Below are 21,621 nucleotides of genomic sequence, written 5' to 3' on the forward strand. Positions count from 1 at the left end.
GTAAAACGGGAGCGCTCCGGCTCCCGTTAACACTTAATATTTATCGTATTTAATCGAACCAAATTTAGTATAGGCCTCAAAATTTGGTGATTCAATAGAAAATTGTTAGCAACCTAATCACTGAAATGTAACATGATTTCTGGCGCAATCAGGCATGCGAGGTTTCCACCTGAGCGCCGCTATCCTGCTCACGCTGCGCGGAGGCCTGCATGCGATAACCCATCACCGCCAGCGCAACGGTGACCAGCATCACGCTGGTGGTGGTTAACAGTGGCGTCGCAATCAGCGCCGAGACCACCAGACTTGCCAGGAAGCACAGACCCAGCTGCAGGGTATTTTGCAGCGCTGCGGCGCGGCCTGTCGCCTGCGGGAACGGACGTAACGCTTGTGCCACCACGATCGGGTAAATCGCCCCGTTCGCCACGGCCATCACGCAGAAGGGGACCAAAATTTCAGCCAGGCCCGCGCCCGGAATAAACCCGACGGCCCAGGTGCCGATGACGCTCAGCGCATACAGCACCAGCAGCCATGGCAGCATCTGCTGACCTTCCCATTTTTGCAGCGCCGCGCGACAGCCGTATCCGCCCACCAGGAACGCAATAGTCTGCGGAACATAGCTCAGGCCGATGGCCGCCGGGCTGTAGCCCATATCGTGCAGAATAAACGGCGAACCGGTGAGCCACGCGAAGAAGCTGGCCGAGCAGGCGGCATAGATCAGGACATTCCCGCGATACGCCTTGGTGCTCAGCAGGGAGGTGAAGGTAATCGGCTTCGCATCCGCATGCGCCTCTTTTTTATGCGCGGGCTTGAGGGCAAACGCCGGCAGCATCAGCACCAGCGTGATGGCAAACAGCGTGGCAAAAATGGCCTGCCAGTCAAAGTGCGCGAGGATCCAGCTGCCCAGCAGCGGAGCCAGGGCAGGGGAAAGACCCACCAGCGGCATAATGGTGGCGAAAATACGGTTTGTGCGGTTAGCCGGATAGTAGTCGGTCACCAGCGCCTGCCAGGTCACCGCCGCAGCACAGACGCCCACGGCCTGAATAAAGCGCAGCACCAGTAGCCAGGTGGCATCGCGCACCCACAACATCCCCAGGCAGCCCACGGCAAAAATGGCCAGACCCAGCAGCAGTACCGGTTTACGGCCAAAGCGATCCGAGAGCGGTCCCCACAGCAGTTGCGCGAAAGCAAAACCGGCAAGGAACAGGCTCAGGCTGGCGCTGATGGCCGCCGCAGGGGTTTGCAGGTCTTCCTGCATCGCGGCAAACGCGGGCAGGTACATGTCGGTGGCCAAAAAGCCCAGCACGCTTAAGCCGCCGAGCCAGACTAAAAATCCTTTCCTGGGTTGCATTCTCTTATTCTCCTGAGGAGGCAGGTGTACGTTGGCGCAGAGTGTAGGGAGTGCAAAGCGGCTTGTGAAACGCTAATATTTGTCGGGTGCATTCAAATTTTTTGCAGGCAGAAAATGTGGTCAGATTATTCTCTTGAAGTGGTCGATGCTGTTGCACGTAACGGCAGCTTCAGCGGTGCAGCGCAGGAGCTGCACCGCGTCCCTTCGGCCATCAGCTACACGGTGCGTCAGCTGGAGGAGTGGCTGGCGGTTCCGCTGTTTGAGCGACGCCATCGTGATGTGGAATTAACGCCCGCAGGCGCGTGGTTTTTGAAGGAAGGGCGTTCTGTTATCAAAAAAATGCAGATCACCCGCGAACAGTGTCAGCAGATCGCCAACGGCTGGCGGGGACATCTCGCCATCGCGGTGGATAACATCGTGAAGCCGGAACGCACCCGGCAGATGATCGTGGATTTCTATCGTCATTTCTCTGACGTTGAGCTGCGGGTCTCGCAGGAGGTGTTCAACGGGGTGTGGGATGCGCTGGCGGACGGCAGGGCGGAGATGGCGATTGGCGCTACGCAGGCGATCCCGGTTGGGGGACGTTACGCCTTTCGCGACATGGGGATGCTGAGCTGGAAATGCGTGGTGGCACGCGATCATCCCCTGGCGGCGATGGAGGGGCCGCTCAGCGATGATACGCTGCGCAACTGGCCGTCGCTGGTGCTGGAGGATACCTCCCGTTCATTGCCGAAGCGTATCACCTGGCTTCTGGACAACCAGCGGCGGGTGGTGGCCCCTGACTGGGAATCGTCGGCGACGTGCCTCAGCGCCGGACTGTGCGTCGCGATGGTGCCCGTTCATTTCGCGCGTCCGCGCATCGATACCGGAGAGTGGGTTGAGCTGACGCTGGAGAATCCGTTCCCGGATGCGGCCTGCTGCCTGACCTGGCAGCAAAGTGATGTCTCGCCTGCGATGGCCTGGCTGCTGGATTATCTGGGAGACAGCGAAACGCTAAACCGGGAATGGTTACGGGAGCCAGCATAGCTGGCCCCGTAAAGCGATTAACGACGGTAGTCGCGGAACGGACCGTCCGCAACGGAACGGCGTTCGATAAGACGCGGGTGAACTTCAATGGACTGCGACTCTTCACGTTTGTTGACGATCCTGTCCATCAGCATATTGAAGGCCGTTTCGCCCAGCGAATCTTTCGGCTGGTGAATGGTGGTCAACGCTGGCGTGAAGAAACGCGCGTTACGCACGTTGTCATACCCGATCACGGAAATATCCTGCGGTACGCGCAGACCCAGCTCGTCGGCAGCGCAGAGCGCGCCCATAGCCATGATGTCACCCCCGCAGAAAACGGCGGTCGGACGGTGTGGCTGGGAGACGATCTGCTGCATTGCGCGGTAGCCCGACTCCGGCTCAAAGTCGCCCTGCACAATCCAGTTTTCCGGCACGTTGATCAGCGCTTCTTCCATCGCTTTCATAAAACCGGCCAGACGGCCCGCGCCGGTGTTGCGCTCCAGCGGACCGGGGATCACGCCAATCTCGCGGTGACCGCGTTCGATCAGATAACGACCGGCCATATAGCCGCCTTCAAAGGCGTTATCGATAACGGAATCGGTGAAGTCCGCGCGCGCTTCTCCCCAGTCCATCACCACCATCGGAATATGGCGATACTCTTCGAGCATGGACAGCACGGACTCCGGATACTCGGAACACATTACCAGCAGGCCATCAACGCGCTTTTGCGCCATCATCGACAGGTAGGCGCGCTGTTTTTCAATGCTGTTCCACGCGTTGCCCAGAATCAGGGTATAGCCTTTCTGGAAGCAGTTTTTCTCAACCGCTTCAATGATCTCGGCAAAATAGGCCGCTTCACTGCTGGTGGCCAGCAATCCAATGGACTTGGTGTGATTAACCTTGAGGCTGCGCGCAACCGCACTTGGCGAATAGTGCAGCTCTTTGATCGCTGCCCAGACGGCGTTGCGCGTCTCTTCCGCCACAAAGCGGGTTTTGTTAATTACATGTGATACGGTTGTAGTGGAAACGTTTGCGCGTTTTGCTACGTCTTTAATTGTTGCCATTAAATGTCACTCCAGACCATATCCTAAACTCCTGAAAAACTTGAAGGTAAACGTTTGCCTTCTCTCACCCTTATCACGCAATCTTGAATTGCGGCACGCCGGGAAAACGACACGGGACGTCAGGAGGGGGTCAATGGCCGGTACGCTAATAAATTTAGCGTGGAATTTTGTCCTATCTTGATGAAAAGGGGAAGAGGTAAAGTGTTTATCAGCCTAAATCCAGGAAGATTTTTGACGTAAATTATGCAAAAATGAGCAGGCTCACTTTTCGTGGGGGGATTAAAAGGAGAAAAATTGATGAGTTCCGATCTGAAGTTTTCGCTGTTCACCACCGTTATTGTGCTGGCTCTGATTGTCGCGGCCGGTCTGACGGCTGCGCTGCACTGATTTACGCGGAGGGAGAGCCTTCTCCCTCCCGATCGACCCGATTGTTACTTCTCTGGCAAAAATCTTTTGCCATTTTGTTAACTTCTCATTTTTTGTGATTGATGTCATGCTTTCCGCTTCTTTGTTCTGTGTCACCACATGACACGGCATCCGGAGTTGACGCATGAAAATCAATTTTCCCCTGCTGGCCCTGGCGATTGGCGCTTTTGGGATTGGCACCACTGAATTCTCCCCGATGGGGTTACTGCCCGTCATCGCCCGTGGCGTGGACGTCTCGATCCCTGCGGCAGGGATGTTAATCAGCGCCTATGCTATCGGCGTGATGGTGGGGGCGCCGCTGATGACGCTTCTCCTTTCGCACCGCGCGCGCCGCAATGCGCTGATTTTCCTGATGGCGATTTTCACCCTGGGCAACGTGCTTTCGGCCATTGCGCCGGACTACACCACGCTGATGCTGTCACGCATTCTGACCAGCCTTAACCACGGCGCGTTCTTCGGGCTGGGATCGGTCGTGGCTGCCAGCGTGGTGCCAAAACATAAGCAGGCGAGCGCCGTAGCCACCATGTTTATGGGGCTAACGATTGCCAACATTGGCGGGGTGCCTGCGGCAACCTGGTTGGGCGAGGTTATTGGCTGGCGGATGTCATTCCTGGCGACGGCTGGACTGGGCGTGGTCGCAATGGTGGCGCTGTTCTTCTCCCTGCCGAAAGGCAGCGCGGGTGAACGTCCTGACGTGCGCAGAGAGCTGTCGGTGCTGGTGCGCCCGCAGGTGCTCTCCGCGCTGCTCACCACCGTGCTGGGGGCAGGGGCGATGTTTACCCTCTACACCTATATTTCACCGGTATTGCATGACATCACCCACGCAACGCCTCTCTTTGTGACCGCGATGCTGGTGCTGATAGGCGTGGGCTTCTCGATCGGCAACTATCTCGGTGGGAAATTTGCCGACCGTTCCGTAAGCGGCACGCTGAAGGGCTTCTTAACCCTGCTGATTGTCATCATGATTGCCATTCCGTGGCTGGCGCGTAATGAGTTTGGCGCCGCGATCGCGATGGTCGTCTGGGGAGCCGCCACCTTTGCCGTGGTGCCGCCGCTGCAGATGCGCGTGATGCGCGTCGCGCATGAAGCGCCGGGCCTCTCATCGTCGGTCAACATCGGCGCCTTCAACCTGGGCAACGCGCTCGGTGCGGCGGCCGGTGGGGCCGTGATTTCAGGGGGACTGGGGTACAGCTTTGTGCCGGTGATGGGGGCGATTATTGCCGCGCTCGGCCTGCTGCTGGTGATGATGTCGGGTCGTAAACAGCCTGAAGCAGCCTGCGCTGCGGAATAAACCAAAAACGCAGAAGGGCGAACCCTTCTGCGTGTCTCTTACGCGGCGAAGTTCTTCGCCACAAAGTCCCAGTTAACCAGTGCCCAGAAGTGCTCCAGGTAGTTCGGGCGCGCGTTGCGGTAATCAATGTAGTAAGCGTGTTCCCATACGTCCACGGTCATCAGCGGCTTAGCGCTGGTGGTCAGCGGAGTGCCTGCGTTAGAGGTGGACACGATAGCCAGTTTGCCATCCGCCTCTTTAACCAGCCACGTCCAGCCCGAACCGAAGTTCTTGATGGCTGCATCGGTAAATTTCGCTTTGAAATCCGCGAAGCTGCCAAAGGCGGCGTTGATAGCGGTAGCCAGTTCACCGGCAGGTTCGCCACCGGCGTTTGGCGCCAGGCAGTGCCAGTAGAAGGTGTGGTTCCACACCTGAGCCGCGTTGTTGAATACGCCACCCTCTGAACTGCGGACGATCTCTTCCAGCGTTTTGCCTTCAAAATCGGTGCCCTTGATCAGATTGTTCAGGTTAGTGACGTACGTCTGGTGATGCTTGCCGTAATGATATTCCAGGGTTTCCGCAGAAATGTGCGGTGCCAGGGCGTCTTTTGCATACGGTAGTGCAGGTAATTCGAACGACATTGCTTCTCTCCTTATTGTATTTTGCGTTGTCAATAACCACACAGACAACAGGGACAGGATAGCAAATTGAAAGGGTATGCAAAAGAGGAACTTACCCTGCCACGGGTGTGGCAGGGCAGGGGTTAGCGAATGGTTTTCGGCGTCATCACGCGACGTGCGCCGACGTAATGGCGTACCCAGTAGTCTTCACTGAGAGAGGTGATCTGAATATCCTGGCCGCTACGCGGTGACTGGATGAATTTTCCGTTGCCGACATAGACGCCGACGTGGTCAGCCGTGCCGCGACCCTGAGTGCGGAAGAACACCAGATCGCCGTTTTCCAGCTCACCGCGGTCAACCGGTGAGGCATCGCGCAGGTGGTACATCTCATTAGCGGTACGAGGAATGCGGAACTTGACCAGATCTTTATAGGCGTAATAGACGAGGCCGCTGCAGTCAAAACCGGTACGTGGCGAGCTGCCACCCCAGTGATAGGGTTTGCCAATCTGCCCCATCAGTTTGTTCATCGCGGTTTTTTGCGCTTTCTGTACGCGCACTTTATGCACTTCCGCTATTTTCGTGACCTTCGTGCATTTCGCCTTATGGCCTTTACGCGTGATGCATTTTTCAGTAACAAGGTTAGCGGCGGTTTGCGAAGCTTTACTTTTGGCGGAGTGGGCAGTACGGGAAGGTTTGGTTTTCGTCTTGCTGGAAGCGGTCTGTTTCGTCTGAGCCGGTGTTTTTTTCTTGTCGTTCTTAGCGGTGGTTTTTTTCTTACGTTCTGTGGCTTTCACCAGATGGTTTTTTTGTACAGCAGAATGCCGCGCCTGCTGAGAGGCGTTTGCCACTGGCGTGAAAGTGAGTGAAGTAAACAGTAAAGCACAGAGCGTGATCGAGATTTTATTTATCCGCGCCACTGGGCAGTCCCCTGATAAATGCAGGTCATCAATAATACCCGCGTGTGATTTACAAAGCCCGTCGATTCTAATCTATAAAAAGCCAGAAAGTTAATAGCATTTTTCAATCTACAATCGTGTTTCGTAAGCAAGTGCAAAAAAATTCATCGTTCTGTCGCTCATTTGCCCATTCCCTAAGCAAAACCCTGACCGCCGCAGGGGTAAACACCATTTGCAATGCAACTTTTCCTGACTCGGAGTAGAATGTATAAACGTGACAAAAATGTTATTTTCCGATGCCAGTCTGAACCGCTACAATGTCAGACGAATGCCGTAACAGAAGTTAAAGGAAGCAAGACATGAGCACCACTATTGAAAAAATCCAGCGCCAGATCGCTGAAAACCCGATTCTGCTGTATATGAAAGGTTCTCCAAAGCTGCCAAGCTGCGGCTTCTCCGCGCAAGCGGTTCAGGCGCTGTCTGCCTGTGGTGAGCGTTTTGCTTACGTTGATATCCTGCAGAACCCTGACATCCGCGCTGAACTGCCGAAGTACGCGAACTGGCCGACGTTCCCACAGCTGTGGGTTGACGGTGAACTGGTTGGCGGCTGCGATATCCTGATTGAAATGTATCAGCGCGGCGAACTGCAGCAGCTGATCAAAGAGACGGCAGCGAAGTACAAAACGGAAGAGCCGGACGCAGAGTAATTTTCTGCGCAAATAAAAAAGCGACCAGATAAGGTCGCTTTTTTTTTATTCTTCGCTGTCATCCATCGGCAGCGGCCAGCCGCCCAGACGCTTCCAGCGGTTGACGATCTCACAGAACAGCTCTGCGGTACGCTCCGTGTCATACAGCGCGGAGTGCGCCTGCGTGCCGTCGAACGGAATGCCAGCCGTAATACAGGCCTTTGATAACACCGTTTGTCCCAGCGCCAGGCCGCTCAGCGCGGCGGTGTCGAAGGTGACAAAAGGATGGAAGGGGTTGCGTTTAAGCGACGCGCGCTCGGCGGCGGCCATGGTAAAGCTGTGATCGAAGGTGGCGTTATGGGCCACCATAATGGCGCGGCTGCAGTTACTCTCTTTCATGCCTTTACGCACCATTTTAAAAATGGCGTGCAGCGCGTCATATTCACTTACTGCACCACGCAGCGGGTTATGCGGATCGATACCGTTAAACGCCAGCGCTTCCGGCTGTAAGTTTGCCCCTTCGAAAGGTTCAACGTGGAAATGCAGCGTGGTGTCCGGTGTAAGCCAGCCCTGTTCATCCATCTTCAGCGTGATGGCGGCAATTTCGAGCAGCGCATCGGTTTTAGCGTTAAATCCGGCTGTTTCTACATCAATGACAACGGGATAAAAACCACGAAAACGGTCGCACAGACCGCTAAATTGAGCGTTATCGGACATCAGGGTCTCTTACATGGGGAAAAAGCAGAGCGCATTATGGCAAATTTTGCGGGGGGATGCAGTAAAACTACGGGCGCACGTTGCGCCCTGAGGGATCAGTTGCCCAGACCGCGACCGGCGTCTTTGGCTTCAATCAGCTCGATTTTGTAACCGTCGGGATCTTCCACAAATGCAATCACGGTGGTGCCACCTTTTACCGGGCCCGCTTCGCGCGTGACGTTACCGCCGTTGCTGCGAATGCGCTCACACGCTTCGGCCGCGTTGTCCACTTCCAGCGCGATATGGCCGTAGGCCGTGCCCAGCTCATAGCTGTCAACGCCCCAGTTGTAGGTCAGCTCGATCACCGCTTCATCCGTTTCCGGGCCGTAACCCACGAACGCCAGCGAGTATTTGTATTCAGGGTTTTCGCTGGTGCGCAGCAGCTTCATGCCCAGGACGTTAGTGTAGAAATCGATAGAACGTTGCAGGTCGCCAACGCGCAGCATGGTGTGAAGTAGGCGCATAATTTCCTCATTAAACAATGAAATAGACTGTCTTTTTGAACAGAAACGATGTTTTAGTATAGCGGCGAAATATCGCCGCTATCAATGAACAATGGCGAGATTACAGAGAAGGGTAGTCGGTGTAGCCTTCCGCGCCGCCGCCGTAGAAGCTTTCCGGACGCTGCGGGTTGAGCGCTGCTTTTTTCTGCAGACGAGCAACCAGGTCCGGGTTGGCGATGTAGTCGCGGCCAAACGCGACAGCATCAATCAGCCCTTTGCCGATCAGGTCTTCGGCTTTCTCCGGGGTATAGGCGCCTGCACCGATGATCACGCCGTGGAAGCGCTCGCGCACTTTCTGACGGAAAGCATCCGTGTAAGGCTTACCGCCGGCCCAGTCAGGCTCGGACATGTGCAGATAAGCGATGCCACGTTTAGCCAGTTCTTCGATCAGGTACAGAGCATCCGCTTCCTCGTTCGGGCCGTTGTCGACGTTCTGGAAAGACCCGATAGGGGAAACGCGAATGCCGATACGGTCCGGGCTCCACTCCTTGCATACCGCATCCACCACTTCCAGCACCAGACGGGCGCGGTTTTCGACGCTGCCGCCGTACTGGTCGGTGCGATGGTTAGACGACGGTGACAGGAACTGGTGCAGCAGATAGCCATGCGCGGAGTGCAGCTCAATCAGGTCAAAACCGGCTTCACGGGCGTTGGCCACGGCCTGGCGGAAGTCGTTAACAATCCCCGGGATTTCGTCCAGCTCCAGCGCACGCGGCATAGAGGTATCCACGCGGATCGCATTGCCGTTTTCATCGCGCAGGGACGTACGGGTATTGGCGCTCAGGGCCGAAGCGGAGACCGGTGCCTGGCCGCCAGGTTGAATGCTGCTGTGAGAGATACGACCGGTATGCCACAGCTGGACCGCAATGCGACCCTCTTCAGCGTGGACGCCCGCGGTGATTTTCTGCCATGCGGCGATCTGTTCCGGGCTGTGAAGACCCGGCGCACCCGCATAACCCTTCGCCTGAGCAGAAATCTGCGTGGCTTCGGTGATGATCAGGCCAGAGCTTGCGCGCTGACGATAGTATTCACCCATCAGTGGGGTTGGGATGTCACCCGGCTCAATGCTGCGCAGACGGGTCAGCGGAGCCATGAACACGCGGTTTGGCGCCGTGACGGCACCCACTTTCAATGGGGTAAACAGTTTTTCAGCTGACATAAAGACTCCTGAGTAGACCAGTCGACTAGTAATAAGGTAAATAAAAAGCGCCCATTATACGTCAGGCGCAGTAATGCTGTTTTTCACATGTGCCAGCGCGCTTTCCAGCGGCACGGCACTGCGCGAAATTTTTGCCTGCAGGTTGGCCCCTAACCAGAGGGAATAGAGCACCTGAGACTGCATTAAGGGGTCGCCGGTAAAGGCCAGCGTTTTTTCGTCGCGGCCTTTTTCCAGCGCCTGGGCCAGCAGGGCGATCACGCCGCGGGCACCTTTATCCATCGCTGTGCGCATATCTTCAGAAAGATCGCATACTTCTGCAGACAGTTTAACGGTCAGGCAACCGCTGATAATGCCCTGCTGACAGAACTGGTTCAGCGTTTCCTGATAGTAGTTCAGAACACGATCCCGGTAGTTACCTTCACCCGATGCAAAGTGGGTCGCCAGGCGCTGGTGGTAGCCAGCATAATGACGCTCCAGCATCGCTACGCCGAAGGCCTCTTTGGACCGAAAGTAGTGATAAAACGACCCTTTCGGTACCTCAGCGGTTTTTAATAACTCGCTCAACCCCATACCGGTAAACCCGCGATGCATGCAAAGTTGCTCGCCGGTCGCCAGTAGATGTTCGCGGGTATCGTGTTCAGTATTTCTGCTCATGGCTGCACTCTAATAGACCGTTCGGTCTAATGCAAGAGAGTTTACTGACGACATGCGCTCAGTATATCCAGCTGCTGTTGATAAACCGTTGATTTCACGTCCATCATACCCAGCACGGTCGAGAACAAATTGTCCTGAGAAACCGCATTTTTTGCTGCATGGTCACGCAAACACTGTTCGTTGATGCCAAAGTTATTCGCGTAATCCGGTGACAGCCAGAACATAAACGGAATATGCGTTTGCTGCTCCGGCGCCAGCATGTACGGTGTACCGTGCAGATAAATACCGCTTTCACCCAGTGATTCACCGTGATCGGAGAGATAAATCAGCGCGGTGTTCATGCTCGCCTGACGGGCTTTCAGCGCATCAATGGTTTTGCTGACCATGCTGTCGGTGTAGAGAATAGTGTTGTCATAGGTATTCATCAGCGCCTGATGATCGCAATCCTGAATCTCATTGGTGTCGCAGGTTGGGGTGAATTTACGGAAGTTGTCCGGGTAACGGCGATAGTACGCCGGACCATGGCTTCCCATCAGGTGGATAACCAGTACCGTGTCCTGCTTCAGACCATCCAGCACGTTGTCCAGTCGATAGAAATTGACATCGTCAATACAGGATTTGTCTTTGCAGAACTGATCCAGATTCCACTGCGTCATGTCGGTGTGAGGGATGCGATCGCAGGCCCCTTTACAGCCCCCGTCGTTGTCGCGCCACAGCAGGTTGACACCCGCATGCTTGAGCACGTCGAGCAGCCCCTCGCGATGGTGAGCCAGGTCGGCATCGTATTTGCTGCGCGTCATGCCGGAGAACATGCACGGAACGGAAACCGCGGTTTCGGTGCCGCATGAGGAAGCCTGCGGGAAGTTAATCACATCCTGCTTTTTCAGCTCCGGGTTAGTTTCACGATCGTAACCATTAAGGGAGTAGTTCGCCGCGCGAGAGGCTTCCCCAACGACCAGTACCAGAACGGTTTTCTTTTGTTGACCGGTAATCAGTGGCCCTTTGTGGGCATCTTCACCAATACGCACCAGAGTTTGATCGCCAGCAAACCAGCGCATTTTGCTGTACTTCACCACGGCGCTGACATAGTTCGCCGGCGTGACCATTTTGACGATGCTTTTGTTATTGCGGAACAGCGACGCGTAGTCTTTATAAAACAGCGCGGCAATCAGGATAATCACCAGCAGAGCGCCGAGCATCGCGGCAACACGCGTCAGCAGCGCATACCACCATTTTCCGGTACGAATGCGGGTCAACGCCAGCACCACGGAAGGCACGAGGCCAGCGATGACAATCCACAAAATCATCTGCGGGGTCACCAGGGCCGTCGCTTCCTGAGAGTTAGTTTCGAACACGTTCACAATCATGTTCTGATCGATCACCGCGCCGTAGGTGTACATAAAGTAGGTTGCCGCGGCGCAGCCGATCGTCAATACAATCAGCAGCGGCTTGCGGATATAGGGGATATTCAGCAGGCTAAAGACAATCACCCAGCCGCAAAACAGCACCAGCGGTACGGACGCGGCAAAGAGGATGTCGTGCAGGTGCGCAGGGGCAATAATGGCCCAGCTGCGCTGGATAAACAGTCCGTTGATTAGCGTAAAGAAGAGTGCACAGCCCAGAGTAAATTTAATGTCGTTACATTGTAACTTTTTGATTAACCACATCGATCGATGAACCTGTCATTATCATGATGGGCCGAGTATAAAGAGGGAAGATTAGTGAAACCTTAATGCCACAAATCTGTGGTACAGGCCTTGCACGTGGCGCGTTTAGCGTCTTCACTGTAGGTGAGAGTGGTTATCCGGAGGTGAGTGTGGCAGAGCAGCTGGAGTTTTTCCCCATCCAGAGCCCGTGCCGGGGGATTTGTCAGGTGGATGAACGCGGATATTGCCGCGGGTGCATGCGTACCCGCGATGAGCGTTTTAACTGGCAAAACTTTAGCGACACGCAGAAGCAGGAGGTATTACGCCTCTGCCGTCAGCGTCTTCTGCGCAAAATACGCGCAAACAAAGCCGGTGAGACCGAAGAACCCCAGCAACCTTCACTTTTTTAACACGGTAATTGCGTATACTCATGACATCACGTCCTTGAGGAAAATGTTATGGTTCAGCGAATTACCCTTGCCCCCCAGGGGCCAAAATTCTCCCGTTTTGTGATGGGCTACTGGCGCCTGATGGACTGGAATATGTCCCCCCTCCAGCTGGCGAGCTTTATTGAAGAGCATATCGATCTGGGCGTCACCACGGTCGACCATGCGGATATTTACGGCGGTTACCAGTGCGAGGCCGCGTTCGGCGAGGCGCTCAAGCTGGTCCCGGCACTGCGCGATCGCATGGAGATCGTCACGAAGTGTGGAATTGCCACCACGGCAAAACCAGAACACGCCCTCGGTCATTACATCACTGACAGCGCGCATATCATCAAGAGCGCCGAGCAGTCGCTGGTCAATCTGGCGACCGATCGTATCGATCTGCTGTTAATCCACCGTCCGGACCCGCTGATGGATGCCGATGAGGTGGCGGAAGCCTTCCTGAACCTGCACCAGAGTGGGAAAGTGCGTCACTTCGGCGTTTCTAACTTTACCCCGGCACAGTTTGCGCTGCTTCAGTCTCGTCTGCCGTTTACCCTGGCCACTAACCAGGTTGAGATCTCCCCGGTACACCAGCCGCTGCTGCTGGACGGTACCCTCGACCAGCTGCAACAACTGCGTATTCGCCCGATGGCCTGGTCGTGCCTGGGAGGCGGACGCCTGTTTAATGATGATGAATTCCAGCCGCTGCGCAACGAACTGGACACTATCGCCCGCGAGCTGAACGCGGAGAGCATCGAACAGGTGGTTTATGCCTGGATCCTGCGTCTGCCGTCAAAACCGCTGCCCATTATTGGTTCCGGCAAAATAGAACGCGTGCGTTCTGCACTGGCCGCTGAAGAGCTGCAGATGACCCGCCAGCAGTGGTTCCGCATCCGCAAAGCCGCGCTGGGTTACGACGTGCCATAAACCGCCAGAAGGTGACTTTCCGGTGAAATCTTTGCCCCTGGTATACACTTAAGGGGCAAAAAATAACCAGCGGAGGTCATATGAAGCGTTTTGCTCTGGCAATGGTCGCGCTGGTTGTTTGCGCAGGGGCGCAGGCAGCCAGCGACGAAGTGGAAATGAATCTCGTCACCTCTCAGGGTGTGGGTCAGTCCATCGGTACGGTGAAAATCACGGAAACCGACAAAGGGCTGGAGTTCGCTCCCAACCTCAAAGCACTCCCTCCCGGTGAGCATGGTTTCCATGTTCACGCCAAAGGCAGCTGTCAGCCCGCATTAAAAGAGGGCAAAGCGTCAGCAGCAGAAGCGGCAGGGGGTCACCTCGATCCGCAGCATACCGGCAAGCATGAAGGCCCGGATGGAATGGGGCATTTAGGTGATCTGCCCGTGCTGGTGGTCAATAACGACGGTAAAGCCACCGATCCCGTTGTCGCGCCGCGTCTGAAAAAGCTGGATGAAGTCAAAGGCAAAGCGCTGATGATCCATGTCGGCGGCGACAATATGTCCGATCAACCTAAACCGCTTGGCGGCGGCGGGGCACGCTATGCCTGCGGCGTGATCTGATCCCCAATCGTTCCCGGCGGTGGGGCCTGCTCCAGCTGCGACAGCGAGCAGTGCAGCCGCCAGATTATCGAGGCCAAATCACGGGCGGCGGGAAGATGATGTCGTGCAAGCGTATCGCAGATCCGCTGCAGTTCATTCAGCGTGGCTGCCAGCGGCCGCTGCTGAACACCGCGCTCGCTCATTACATCGCGCAGCAGGGAAATACACACATCACGAACCTGCGACAGCGGATCGGAACGCGTTTCCCACGCGCGAAGCTGCCAGACCACGTGCGAGCAGTTCAATAGCACCACGCCCCAGCGCAGCAGCCAGCGTCGGGACAGCGCGTCCTGGCTGTTATTCAGCTGGCTGACGTGGTGATACACCAGCGATTCATACACGTTTTCACCCAGATGCGGTTTACGGCTGAGCTGGTCTACAAACCCCCGGCGTAACTCCCGGATATGCCTGCGGCTCTTGCGGGCATCGGAGCCGGGACGCAACACCGCGAAAGCCAGCCACGCCAGCCCCACGCCAAGGATTTTCGCCAGGTTGTCATTGAGAAAATCGGCGTAATCGTACACCGGCGGATTGGTCACGGAGATAAACGAGCCCATAAAGACAATCAGCTGTCCCCAGAGGCCCGCCTGTTTTGGCATTTGCAGCTTGAGTAGCTGCATGGTGGTCAACAGCGGAAACAGAAACAGCAGGAACTGCCACAGATCGCTTATCTGCACCATCAGGCCAAACTTCACCACAAAACTGAACAATGACAGCAGCACCAGGGTGCGCAGCAGCAGCGTCAGCGAGTTGAACGGCGAGGCCGCGACGGAGTAAAGCACGCAGCTGATGGCGGCAAGCGTCAGGGCCGCCGTACCGGACTCCCACTGCGTGGTGATGCTCCACGCCCCCACCAACATCAGCGCGCAGAAGGTGCGAAAACCGCTCCACAGCGCCTCCAGGTAGTCGGTATGGCGGGCGAGAGCCGGGCTCCCGGGCACGTTGAACTCCGTGACCGGCGTGGCATTCTCAACCGCGTTAATCCAGCGGCTGCTGCGCAGGTACAGTCGGCAAAAGTAATTCAGACGCTGCCAGAAGGCGCGATGGCGATAGTCGTATTCATCAACCGGGGCGAGCGGGGCGATGATCTTCGCAACGGTGTAGATGTCCGCATCCGGGCGCGCAAGGGCCGCGAGCAGTGTTTCGATGACGGCACGGGTGTTTTCCGGCGGCGTCGGCCAGTTGAGCAGCATCCGGCGCAGGCTGGAGATGGCGCTGGTCATACGCAGCTGCTGGTGCAGCAAATAATTTAGCAAGGTGTTCTGACGACGAAAGCGGTAGTGGCTCCAGAACGCCTGAATACGCAACAGATTCATCGTCTGGATCTGTCCGATCACCTTTTCATGCGCGAGGCGGATCTCATCGCTGGTATCCGGTTGCCACAGCAGGCTCGCGTGCTCAAGCAGCCGGGTGTGCATGGTCTTGAGGGCGGTGATAAGCGCGGTGCCGTCGGAGGTGCTGGGGAGGATCATCATCATGAAGCCGCCGCTGAGGATCCCGACAATGACTTCACAGACGCGCGCCTGCGCGATATCCCACAGCTCGGTGGTGTCGAGTACGTTGACGACCGGGAAGGCGATAATGGCGGCGGTATAGCCCGCCAGCTGGAAAGCGTAGGCGACGTTATTGGTAAAATGGGCGCAGGCCCAGGTACAGCACCCCAGCCACGCCGCCATGCTCAGCAGGAACAGCCACGGATCGTTCAGCGTATGGCCGGCGATAATTAACGCCGCGGTGGCGCCGAGCAGGCTGCCTGCGATACGGCCAAGGCTTTTACTGATTACCCCGCCGACCGTAGGAAAACTCACCACCGCGGCAGACGTCATCGCCCAGTAGGGTTCATCCAGGTTCAGGTAGTAGGCGACGGTCAGCGCCAGGCACATGGCAATGCCGTTACGCAGCGCGTAGCGCCACTGGGGACGCGTCGCTTTCATCCACGGGGTGTTGTGCCAGGAGAGTGCCGGCAGCTTCATCACCGGTTTCCGATGGAGACGGTGCAGGTGGTGCCGGAGACCAGGGTAATGTCCTGCGGTAAACGGTCAAATTCTACGCGAACCGGAACGCGCTGGGCCAGGCGCACCCAGGGCACGTTCGGCTTAATGTCCGGCACCAGCCCGGAATCTGTTTCAACGCTTTGATCGTAAATGGCCCGGCCAATGCTGGATACGTGACCCTGTAACTTCTGCGAGCCGCTGTAAAGCGTAATCGCGGCGGGGGATCCCTCGCGGATATGGCGAAGCTTGGTCTCTTCGAAATAGCCCACGACGTAGAAGGAGTGGCTGTCGACGAGGGCAAAAACTGGCTGGCCGGTAGTGGCGTAGTTTCCCACGCGGGCGGAGAGGTTGGTCACCCATCCATCGACCGGTGCCGTAATCACGGTTTGGGTCAGTTGCCACTGCGCCTGCTTCAGCGTCGCCTCCGCCACGTTGACGCTCGCCTGCATGGCCTTAACGTTGATATTCGCGGTGTCTAAATCTTCCGCTGAGATGTAGTTTTGCGACAGGTGACGGCGGCGGTTGGCCTCGTTGTTGGCCTTTGCCAGGTCAGACTGGGCTTTCGCCAGCTGCGCCTCGGCGTTCAGAATCGCAATGTGGTACGGGGTGTCGTCAATTCGGAATAAAACATCTCCCTTTTTGACGAACTGGTTATCCTTAACCAGTAGCGTCGTGATACTTCCCGACACCTGAGGGGTGATGCTGACCTGTTCAGCGCGAACTTTACCGTCACGCGTCCAGGGCGACTGCATATAAAAATTCCACATCCACCAGCCTGCAACCAGCGCGAGGGCAAGGACAAACAGGGTGGAAAAGTACTTCAGCGTTTTCAGAGGCATAGTCACCACACCATCAAGACAGCAAGGCCCAGACATACGGAGAGGGCAAACAGGGAAAGATCCATCAGCATGGGATGCCATATTTCGCCGGAATACATCCAGTCGCGAAGCAGACGATGCGCGATGAGCCAGAGAATAAAGCCCACCAGCACGGCCTTAAACAGGGGGGGAAAGTAGACTGACGCACCGAAGATCAGGTCCTGAAGGGGTAACCCCTCTGAGCGATGAAAAAACGTCACGGGCAGAAATCCTTTGCAGTGAACAGAATGCCGCGTTGGCTTGTCATAGTATGATGAAGCATCACAATTCAGTGTAAGTCATACTTTTAAGTTCGATGAATGCAGTATTGCATTTGTTTTGGCAATACAAATGCTGCACACTATTCTAAAATCAGTATAATAACTTAGCAAGCTAATTATAAGGAGATGAAATTGGAATCGCCATTAGGTTCTGATCTGGCAAGGTTGGTACGCGTCTGGCGTGCTCTGATTGACCATCGCCTGAAACCTCTGGAACTCACACAGACGCATTGGGTCACGCTGCACAACATTCATCAGCTGCCGCCCGATCAGTCGCAAATTCAACTGGCAAAAGCGATAGGCATTGAGCAACCGTCGCTGGTGCGCACGCTTGACCAGCTGGAAGAGAAGGGGTTGATCTCGCGACAAACCTGCGCGAGCGATCGTCGTGCGAAACGGATTAAACTCACCGAAAAAGCGGCGCCTATCATCACGGAAATGGAAGCCGTGATTACCAAGACGCGCGGTGAAATCCTGTCAGGCGTTTCACCGGCGGAGCTGGAAATGCTCATCAGCCTCATTGGGCGTCTTGAGCAAAACATCCATGAGCTGCAGTCGCGAGACTGACAAACAATAAGGCCTTGCAGCAGCAAGGCCTTTTTTTACTTAAAGACGACCACACGGTTACGACCCGTCTCCTTCGCTTCATACATCGCCTTGTCGGCACTTTCCACGCACGTTTCTGCGGTTATCGTTGATGACGTTGCCGTAAACACCCCCATACTGATGGTGATGGGCTCCGGCAACTGACCGCCGCTGCTGGTTTTATCAAAGCTGCTTAGCTTCATGCGTATGCGCTCGGCCACCTGGTACGCGGAGTCTGACGACGTGTTGGCCAGCATCAGCACAAACTCCTCACCGCCGATACGGGCCGCGATGTCCTGCGGGCGCACGGAATCCATTAGCAGGTTGGCGACAAACTGCAGGACTTTATCGCCCTGGAGATGTCCGTAGGTGTCGTTAATACGCTTGAAGCGATCGAGATCGCTGACGATGACGGAAACGGGGCGATTGGGTCTGGCGATATCCAGCGCCTGGTTTAACGATTCATAAAAATAGCTGCGGTTATAAAGGCGCGTGAGCGGGTCGCGGATCGAGTTCTGATACGACTGCTGATATTTTACGTGTGAGTCGCGATACAGTCTGAAGACATCGTAAAGCAGAACAAAAATAATCAGCAGCGTGGCGACAGTTTCAAATAACCGGGCGCGGTACCAGGAGATATCTTCGGCATGTCCACCTGCTAACAGCATTGAAAGCGTGACGATATAGCAAACGCACAGAAAATTTCCGCCTACCCAGAATAAATTGCGCACGCGCGTGACAAACATCAGCGCTACTAATGTTATCACCCAGAAAACAATTAAAGATATATTAATGCAATGGCTCCAGAGGACCATAAACTGCCGGGTTTCATTATCAACCAGGTCAATGGATAACAAGGGTGAGTGGCTGGAATATATCCAGGCCAGTCCCACTGCACAGGCGGTAAAAAGAGACGCCCCGCTCACAATTGAGATATGCGCCAACCGTGAAAGAGGGTAATCGCGCATGGGATAGAGTATTGCTGCCACGATAAACAGCACCGCCATTAAAAAGTGGCGGAACATATAGTAGATCATCGCATCGTTGTAGTTCACGACGTTGAACTGATAGAGATCCAGCCAGGCGGGGAAGCTGGTCAGCGTTCCGACCATCAGCAGTGCGGACCCGGCAAAGGCAAAGGCGATTGCGACCAGATACAACCGTCTTTTGTCACACCAGTATTTCATTGCCATAAAACAGGCAATAAACAGGTGAAACACCAGAAGAAAAATGGTGAGCGTAGGGAATAAAAGTGGTGAAAAGGACGGAACCCATTCAACGAGTTTTAAAAAAAGCGCGTGTAATATCTCGATAACAACAAGGCAACCGAGACAGAACGTAATATAACGGCTCGTTAGAGCGCGACGATTCGCAAGCATAGAATTTTTACAAATTATAATGAATAAAGAGAAGATGGTTGCGAAGAGTCTAATCAATTAGTGCAATAAATACTTTGCGCAGAAACAATATAAGGCGTGATTAATAATGGATGAGGTGAATGTATTTTGTAATTATATTTGTGAGAGTGATATATATTGTAAATGGATGTGGCCCGAGGACCACATCCACTTTTAATTAACGTGGGGAAACGGTCACCTGGCTTCCGTTGCTCGCCAGCACAACGCGCTGGCCTGCAGAGAAGCGGGTGCTGCCTTGTTTCTGAACAACCATGATCGTGCTGCCGTCGTCTTTACGGATTTCCAGCTCTACGCCCTGGGTTTTGTTCATCGCACCCTGAACGCCCTGGCCGGCTACGCCACCCGCAACGGCACCTGCGGCTGTTGCCAGAGAGCGACCCGTGCCGCCGCCGACGGTATTACCCAGGAAACCACCCAGGACGGCACCGCCAATTGCGCCCATCACGTTGTTTTCATCGCCACCCTGAATCTGTACAGGGCGTGCGTTAACAACGGTACCGTAAGTCACGTTCTGAACTTGTTTCGCTTCAGAAGCGCTGTAAACGTCGCCAGAAAGTGAACTGTCATTCACACAGCCAGCCAGAGTTAAACCAATCAGCGAAACGCCCAGTACACGTAAAATCATTTGAATCTCCTGTTCACCAAAAACGCCCGATTGAGGGCATCCGTTATGGCTAAATTATATGGCATAAGGAGCCATAGTTCATATCTTTGCATTAACAATAGGAAAATTGTACTTGAATTTGACTTAACGAGACATAAACAGGTCCGCCTGTGTTACCCGTCTGACATTGTTAAAAAATATTATTGCCGGATGGCAAAGCGGCGCCGTTTATGGTTGAGTGGATATCCTTAGCCCACGCAACGTAAGGAAAGCGCATGAAATCGGGTCGCTACATTGGTGTGATGTCAGGCACCAGTCTGGATGGGGTAGATGTCGTTCTGGCCGCCATTGACGAAAACATGGTGGCACAGCAGGCGAGCCTGACCTGGCCAATCCCCATTTCACTGAAAGAGGATATTCTGAGTATCTGTCAGGGGCAGAAGCTGACCCTCTTCCAGCTTGGACAGCTGGATGTCCGCCTGGGAGCGCTGTTTGCGGATGCGGTGCAGGCTTTGATGCAAAAAGAACGTCTTCGCCCGCAGGATGTGGTGGCCATCGGGTGTCACGGACAAACGGTCTGGCATGAGCCCATCGGAGAGGCCCCGCATACTCTGCAAATCGGCGATAACAACCAGATTGTGGCGAAGACGGGCGTGACGGTAGTAGGCGATTTCCGTCGTCGTGACATCGCCCTTGGCGGACAGGGCGCGCCGCTGGTGCCCGCGTTCCATCAGGCGTTACTGGCGCACCCTTCAGAACGGCGCATGGTGCTTAACATTGGTGGGATCGCCAATCTGTCGATGCTTATTCCTGGACAGCCGGTCCGCGGCTACGATACCGGCCCGGGCAATATGCTAATGGATGCCTGGATCTGGCGTCAGTGCGGCCAAGCGTATGATAAAAACGCGGAGTGGGCGAGCGGAGGGAAAGTGATTCTTCCGCTGCTGCAGTCGATGCTAAGCGATCCTTATTTTGCCCTGCCGGCCCCTAAGAGCACGGGGCGTGAATACTTCAACCTGGGCTGGCTTGAGCGTCAGCTGGCGCCATTCCCGGCGCTCGCGCCGCAGGATGTCCAGGCGACGCTTGCTGAGCTGACGGCCGTGTCGATCTCCGAACAGGTTCTGCTCAGCGGTGGGTGTGAGCGCCTGCTGGTGTGCGGCGGAGGAAGCCGTAACCCGCTAGTGATGGCGCGTCTTGCCGGGCTGCTGCCGGGTACCGAAGTGACCACGACCGATGAGGCCGGCATCAGCGGTGATGATATGGAGGCGCTGGCCTTCGCATGGCTCGCCTGGCGCACCATTGCCGGACTGCCGGGCAACTTGCCGTCGGTAACCGGTGCGCGTGAAGCGAGCGTCCTCGGGGCGATTTTCCCGGCCAATCCTCGTCATAATCAGAGTTAACTGAAATTCAGCGCGGCGCGTCGTCGTTAGAATGGAACGAAACAGGGGGGCAGCCATGCCCTCCAGGACCAGGAAAGTCTTCGGAATACGCCCATGAAAAAACTTCTTCTTATTGCCGCCCCTTTGTTGCTGTCAGGATGCAGCGTCTATAACCAGTTCCTTGAGCGCATGCAGACCGATACGCTGGAGTATCGCTGCGACGAAAAACCGTTGACCGTGAAGCTGAATAATCCACGTCAGGAGGCCAGCTTTGTTTACGACAATAAATTGCTGACGCTGAAGCAGGGTATGTCGGCCTCCGGCGCACGTTACTCCGACGGTATCTACGTCTTCTGGTCGAAAGGCGACAGCGCCACGGTCTACAAGCGCGACCGCATTGTGCTGAACAATTGCCAGCTCGAAAACCCGAAGCGTTGAGATTTTTACAGGGGCGGCGCACAATAGCGCCACCCACTC

Annotated in this window: 24 protein-coding genes; 10 read left to right on the forward strand and 14 right to left on the reverse strand. The window is 55.5% G+C overall.

From position 1 onward, the window contains the following. Positions 1–148 precede the first annotated feature (148 nt). Positions 149–1,348, reverse strand: a complete 1,200-nt coding sequence (gene punC, locus GXP72_RS09720) for a purine nucleoside transporter PunC (RefSeq protein WP_208763797.1) — start codon at positions 1,346–1,348, stop codon at positions 149–151. A gap of 114 nt (positions 1,349–1,462) precedes the next feature. On the opposite strand from punC, the gene punR reads away from it, so the two are divergent. Beyond that, on the forward strand, positions 1,463–2,374 hold the full coding sequence (gene punR, locus GXP72_RS09725) for a DNA-binding transcriptional activator PunR (protein ID WP_208763798.1): 912 nt from the start codon (positions 1,463–1,465) through the stop codon (positions 2,372–2,374). A gap of 17 nt (positions 2,375–2,391) precedes the next feature. Here the strand turns inward: punR and purR are convergent, their stop codons facing one another. Beyond that, a complete protein-coding gene (gene purR / locus GXP72_RS09730) occupies positions 2,392–3,417 on the reverse strand; it encodes an HTH-type transcriptional repressor PurR (protein ID WP_023335431.1) in 1,026 nt (341 codons plus the stop codon). A gap of 297 nt (positions 3,418–3,714) precedes the next feature. Here purR and GXP72_RS09735 point away from each other — a divergent pair, with 297 nt between their 5' ends. Beyond that, positions 3,715–3,804, forward strand: coding sequence for a YnhF family membrane protein (locus GXP72_RS09735; protein WP_020688313.1), 90 nt, complete (start codon positions 3,715–3,717; stop codon positions 3,802–3,804). A 163-nt stretch (positions 3,805–3,967) separates the two neighbouring features. After that, the gene (locus tag GXP72_RS09740) at positions 3,968–5,134 is read left to right on the forward strand and encodes an MFS transporter (protein WP_024909369.1); all 1,167 of its coding nucleotides are present in this window, start codon (positions 3,968–3,970) and stop codon (positions 5,132–5,134) included. A 38-nt stretch (positions 5,135–5,172) separates the two neighbouring features. On the opposite strand, the gene sodB is transcribed toward GXP72_RS09740, so the two are convergent. Both sodB and GXP72_RS09750 read right to left on the reverse strand, forming a co-directional pair. Next, positions 5,173–5,754, reverse strand: coding sequence for a superoxide dismutase [Fe] (sodB, locus tag GXP72_RS09745; RefSeq protein WP_023311353.1), 582 nt, complete (start codon positions 5,752–5,754; stop codon positions 5,173–5,175). Positions 5,755–5,876: 122 nt separating this feature from the next. Next, positions 5,877–6,650, reverse strand: coding sequence for a C40 family peptidase (locus tag GXP72_RS09750; protein WP_023311354.1), 774 nt, complete (start codon positions 6,648–6,650; stop codon positions 5,877–5,879). A gap of 338 nt (positions 6,651–6,988) precedes the next feature. Here GXP72_RS09750 and grxD point away from each other — a divergent pair, with 338 nt between their 5' ends. Then, positions 6,989–7,336, forward strand: a complete 348-nt coding sequence (grxD, locus tag GXP72_RS09755; RefSeq protein WP_003832760.1) for a monothiol glutaredoxin 4 — start codon at positions 6,989–6,991, stop codon at positions 7,334–7,336. Positions 7,337–7,381: 45 nt separating this feature from the next. On the opposite strand, the gene rnt is transcribed toward grxD, so the two are convergent. The 5 genes from rnt to eptA form a co-directional block, all read right to left on the reverse strand. Beyond that, positions 7,382–8,032 (reverse strand): ribonuclease T, encoded by a 651-nt coding sequence (gene rnt, locus GXP72_RS09760; protein ID WP_024909368.1) that lies wholly within the window; start codon positions 8,030–8,032, stop codon positions 7,382–7,384. 95 nt (positions 8,033–8,127) lie between these two features. Beyond that, a complete protein-coding gene (gloA, locus tag GXP72_RS09765) occupies positions 8,128–8,535 on the reverse strand; it encodes a lactoylglutathione lyase (RefSeq protein WP_013096923.1) in 408 nt (135 codons plus the stop codon). 100 nt (positions 8,536–8,635) lie between these two features. After that, positions 8,636–9,733: an alkene reductase gene (locus GXP72_RS09770; RefSeq protein ID WP_024909367.1), complete on the reverse strand. Its 1,098-nt coding sequence runs from the start codon at positions 9,731–9,733 to the stop codon at positions 8,636–8,638. A gap of 54 nt (positions 9,734–9,787) precedes the next feature. Then, on the reverse strand, positions 9,788–10,387 hold the full coding sequence (locus GXP72_RS09775; RefSeq protein WP_024909366.1) for a TetR/AcrR family transcriptional regulator: 600 nt from the start codon (positions 10,385–10,387) through the stop codon (positions 9,788–9,790). Between the two features lie 41 nt (positions 10,388–10,428). Continuing rightward, positions 10,429–12,054 carry a phosphoethanolamine transferase EptA gene (gene eptA, locus GXP72_RS09780; RefSeq protein ID WP_208763799.1) on the reverse strand — a complete coding sequence of 542 codons (1,626 nt, stop codon included), beginning with the start codon at positions 12,052–12,054 and terminating at the stop codon, positions 10,429–10,431. 149 nt (positions 12,055–12,203) lie between these two features. On the opposite strand from eptA, the gene GXP72_RS09785 reads away from it, so the two are divergent. From GXP72_RS09785 to sodC, 3 genes are all read left to right on the forward strand, one after another. Then, a complete protein-coding gene (locus GXP72_RS09785; protein WP_008500587.1) occupies positions 12,204–12,443 on the forward strand; it encodes a DUF1289 domain-containing protein in 240 nt (79 codons plus the stop codon). A gap of 48 nt (positions 12,444–12,491) precedes the next feature. Then, positions 12,492–13,388, forward strand: a complete 897-nt coding sequence (locus GXP72_RS09790) for an aldo/keto reductase family oxidoreductase (RefSeq protein ID WP_090417240.1) — start codon at positions 12,492–12,494, stop codon at positions 13,386–13,388. Between the two features lie 80 nt (positions 13,389–13,468). Further along, the gene (sodC, locus tag GXP72_RS09795) at positions 13,469–13,987 is read left to right on the forward strand and encodes a superoxide dismutase [Cu-Zn] SodC (RefSeq protein WP_048030739.1); all 519 of its coding nucleotides are present in this window, start codon (positions 13,469–13,471) and stop codon (positions 13,985–13,987) included. Here sodC and GXP72_RS09800 read toward each other — a convergent pair. From GXP72_RS09800 to GXP72_RS09810, 3 genes are read right to left on the reverse strand one after another with little or no spacing between them, the layout of a single operon-like run. After that, the gene (locus GXP72_RS09800; protein ID WP_208763800.1) at positions 13,966–15,999 is read right to left on the reverse strand and encodes an FUSC family protein; all 2,034 of its coding nucleotides are present in this window, start codon (positions 15,997–15,999) and stop codon (positions 13,966–13,968) included. The two genes, sodC and GXP72_RS09800, sit on opposite strands and share 22 nt — an antisense overlap. After that, positions 15,999–16,859, reverse strand: coding sequence for an HlyD family secretion protein (locus tag GXP72_RS09805; RefSeq protein ID WP_048991240.1), 861 nt, complete (start codon positions 16,857–16,859; stop codon positions 15,999–16,001). The genes GXP72_RS09800 and GXP72_RS09805 overlap by 1 nt, the downstream gene beginning before the upstream one ends. A gap of 2 nt (positions 16,860–16,861) precedes the next feature. Then, a complete protein-coding gene (locus tag GXP72_RS09810) occupies positions 16,862–17,098 on the reverse strand; it encodes a DUF1656 domain-containing protein (RefSeq protein ID WP_024909360.1) in 237 nt (78 codons plus the stop codon). Between the two features lie 186 nt (positions 17,099–17,284). Between GXP72_RS09810 and slyA the strand changes: the two genes are divergently transcribed. Further along, positions 17,285–17,725, forward strand: coding sequence for a transcriptional regulator SlyA (gene slyA / locus GXP72_RS09815; protein ID WP_024909359.1), 441 nt, complete (start codon positions 17,285–17,287; stop codon positions 17,723–17,725). Positions 17,726–17,760: 35 nt separating this feature from the next. On the opposite strand, the gene GXP72_RS09820 is transcribed toward slyA, so the two are convergent. Both GXP72_RS09820 and slyB read right to left on the reverse strand, forming a co-directional pair. Then, positions 17,761–19,122, reverse strand: a complete 1,362-nt coding sequence (locus GXP72_RS09820) for a GGDEF domain-containing protein (RefSeq protein WP_090417237.1) — start codon at positions 19,120–19,122, stop codon at positions 17,761–17,763. A gap of 196 nt (positions 19,123–19,318) precedes the next feature. Next, on the reverse strand, positions 19,319–19,786 hold the full coding sequence (slyB, locus tag GXP72_RS09825; protein WP_008500578.1) for an outer membrane lipoprotein SlyB: 468 nt from the start codon (positions 19,784–19,786) through the stop codon (positions 19,319–19,321). A gap of 254 nt (positions 19,787–20,040) precedes the next feature. Between slyB and anmK the strand changes: the two genes are divergently transcribed. Both anmK and mliC read left to right on the forward strand, forming a co-directional pair. Then, positions 20,041–21,165 carry an anhydro-N-acetylmuramic acid kinase gene (gene anmK / locus GXP72_RS09830; protein ID WP_208763801.1) on the forward strand — a complete coding sequence of 375 codons (1,125 nt, stop codon included), beginning with the start codon at positions 20,041–20,043 and terminating at the stop codon, positions 21,163–21,165. A 93-nt stretch (positions 21,166–21,258) separates the two neighbouring features. Continuing rightward, positions 21,259–21,582 (forward strand): C-type lysozyme inhibitor, encoded by a 324-nt coding sequence (mliC, locus tag GXP72_RS09835; RefSeq protein ID WP_024909356.1) that lies wholly within the window; start codon positions 21,259–21,261, stop codon positions 21,580–21,582. Positions 21,583–21,621: the final 39 nt, after the last annotated feature.

Source organism: Enterobacter sp. SES19 (assembly GCF_011765665.1).
Taxonomy (GTDB): Bacteria; Pseudomonadota; Gammaproteobacteria; order Enterobacterales; family Enterobacteriaceae; genus Enterobacter; species Enterobacter pseudoroggenkampii.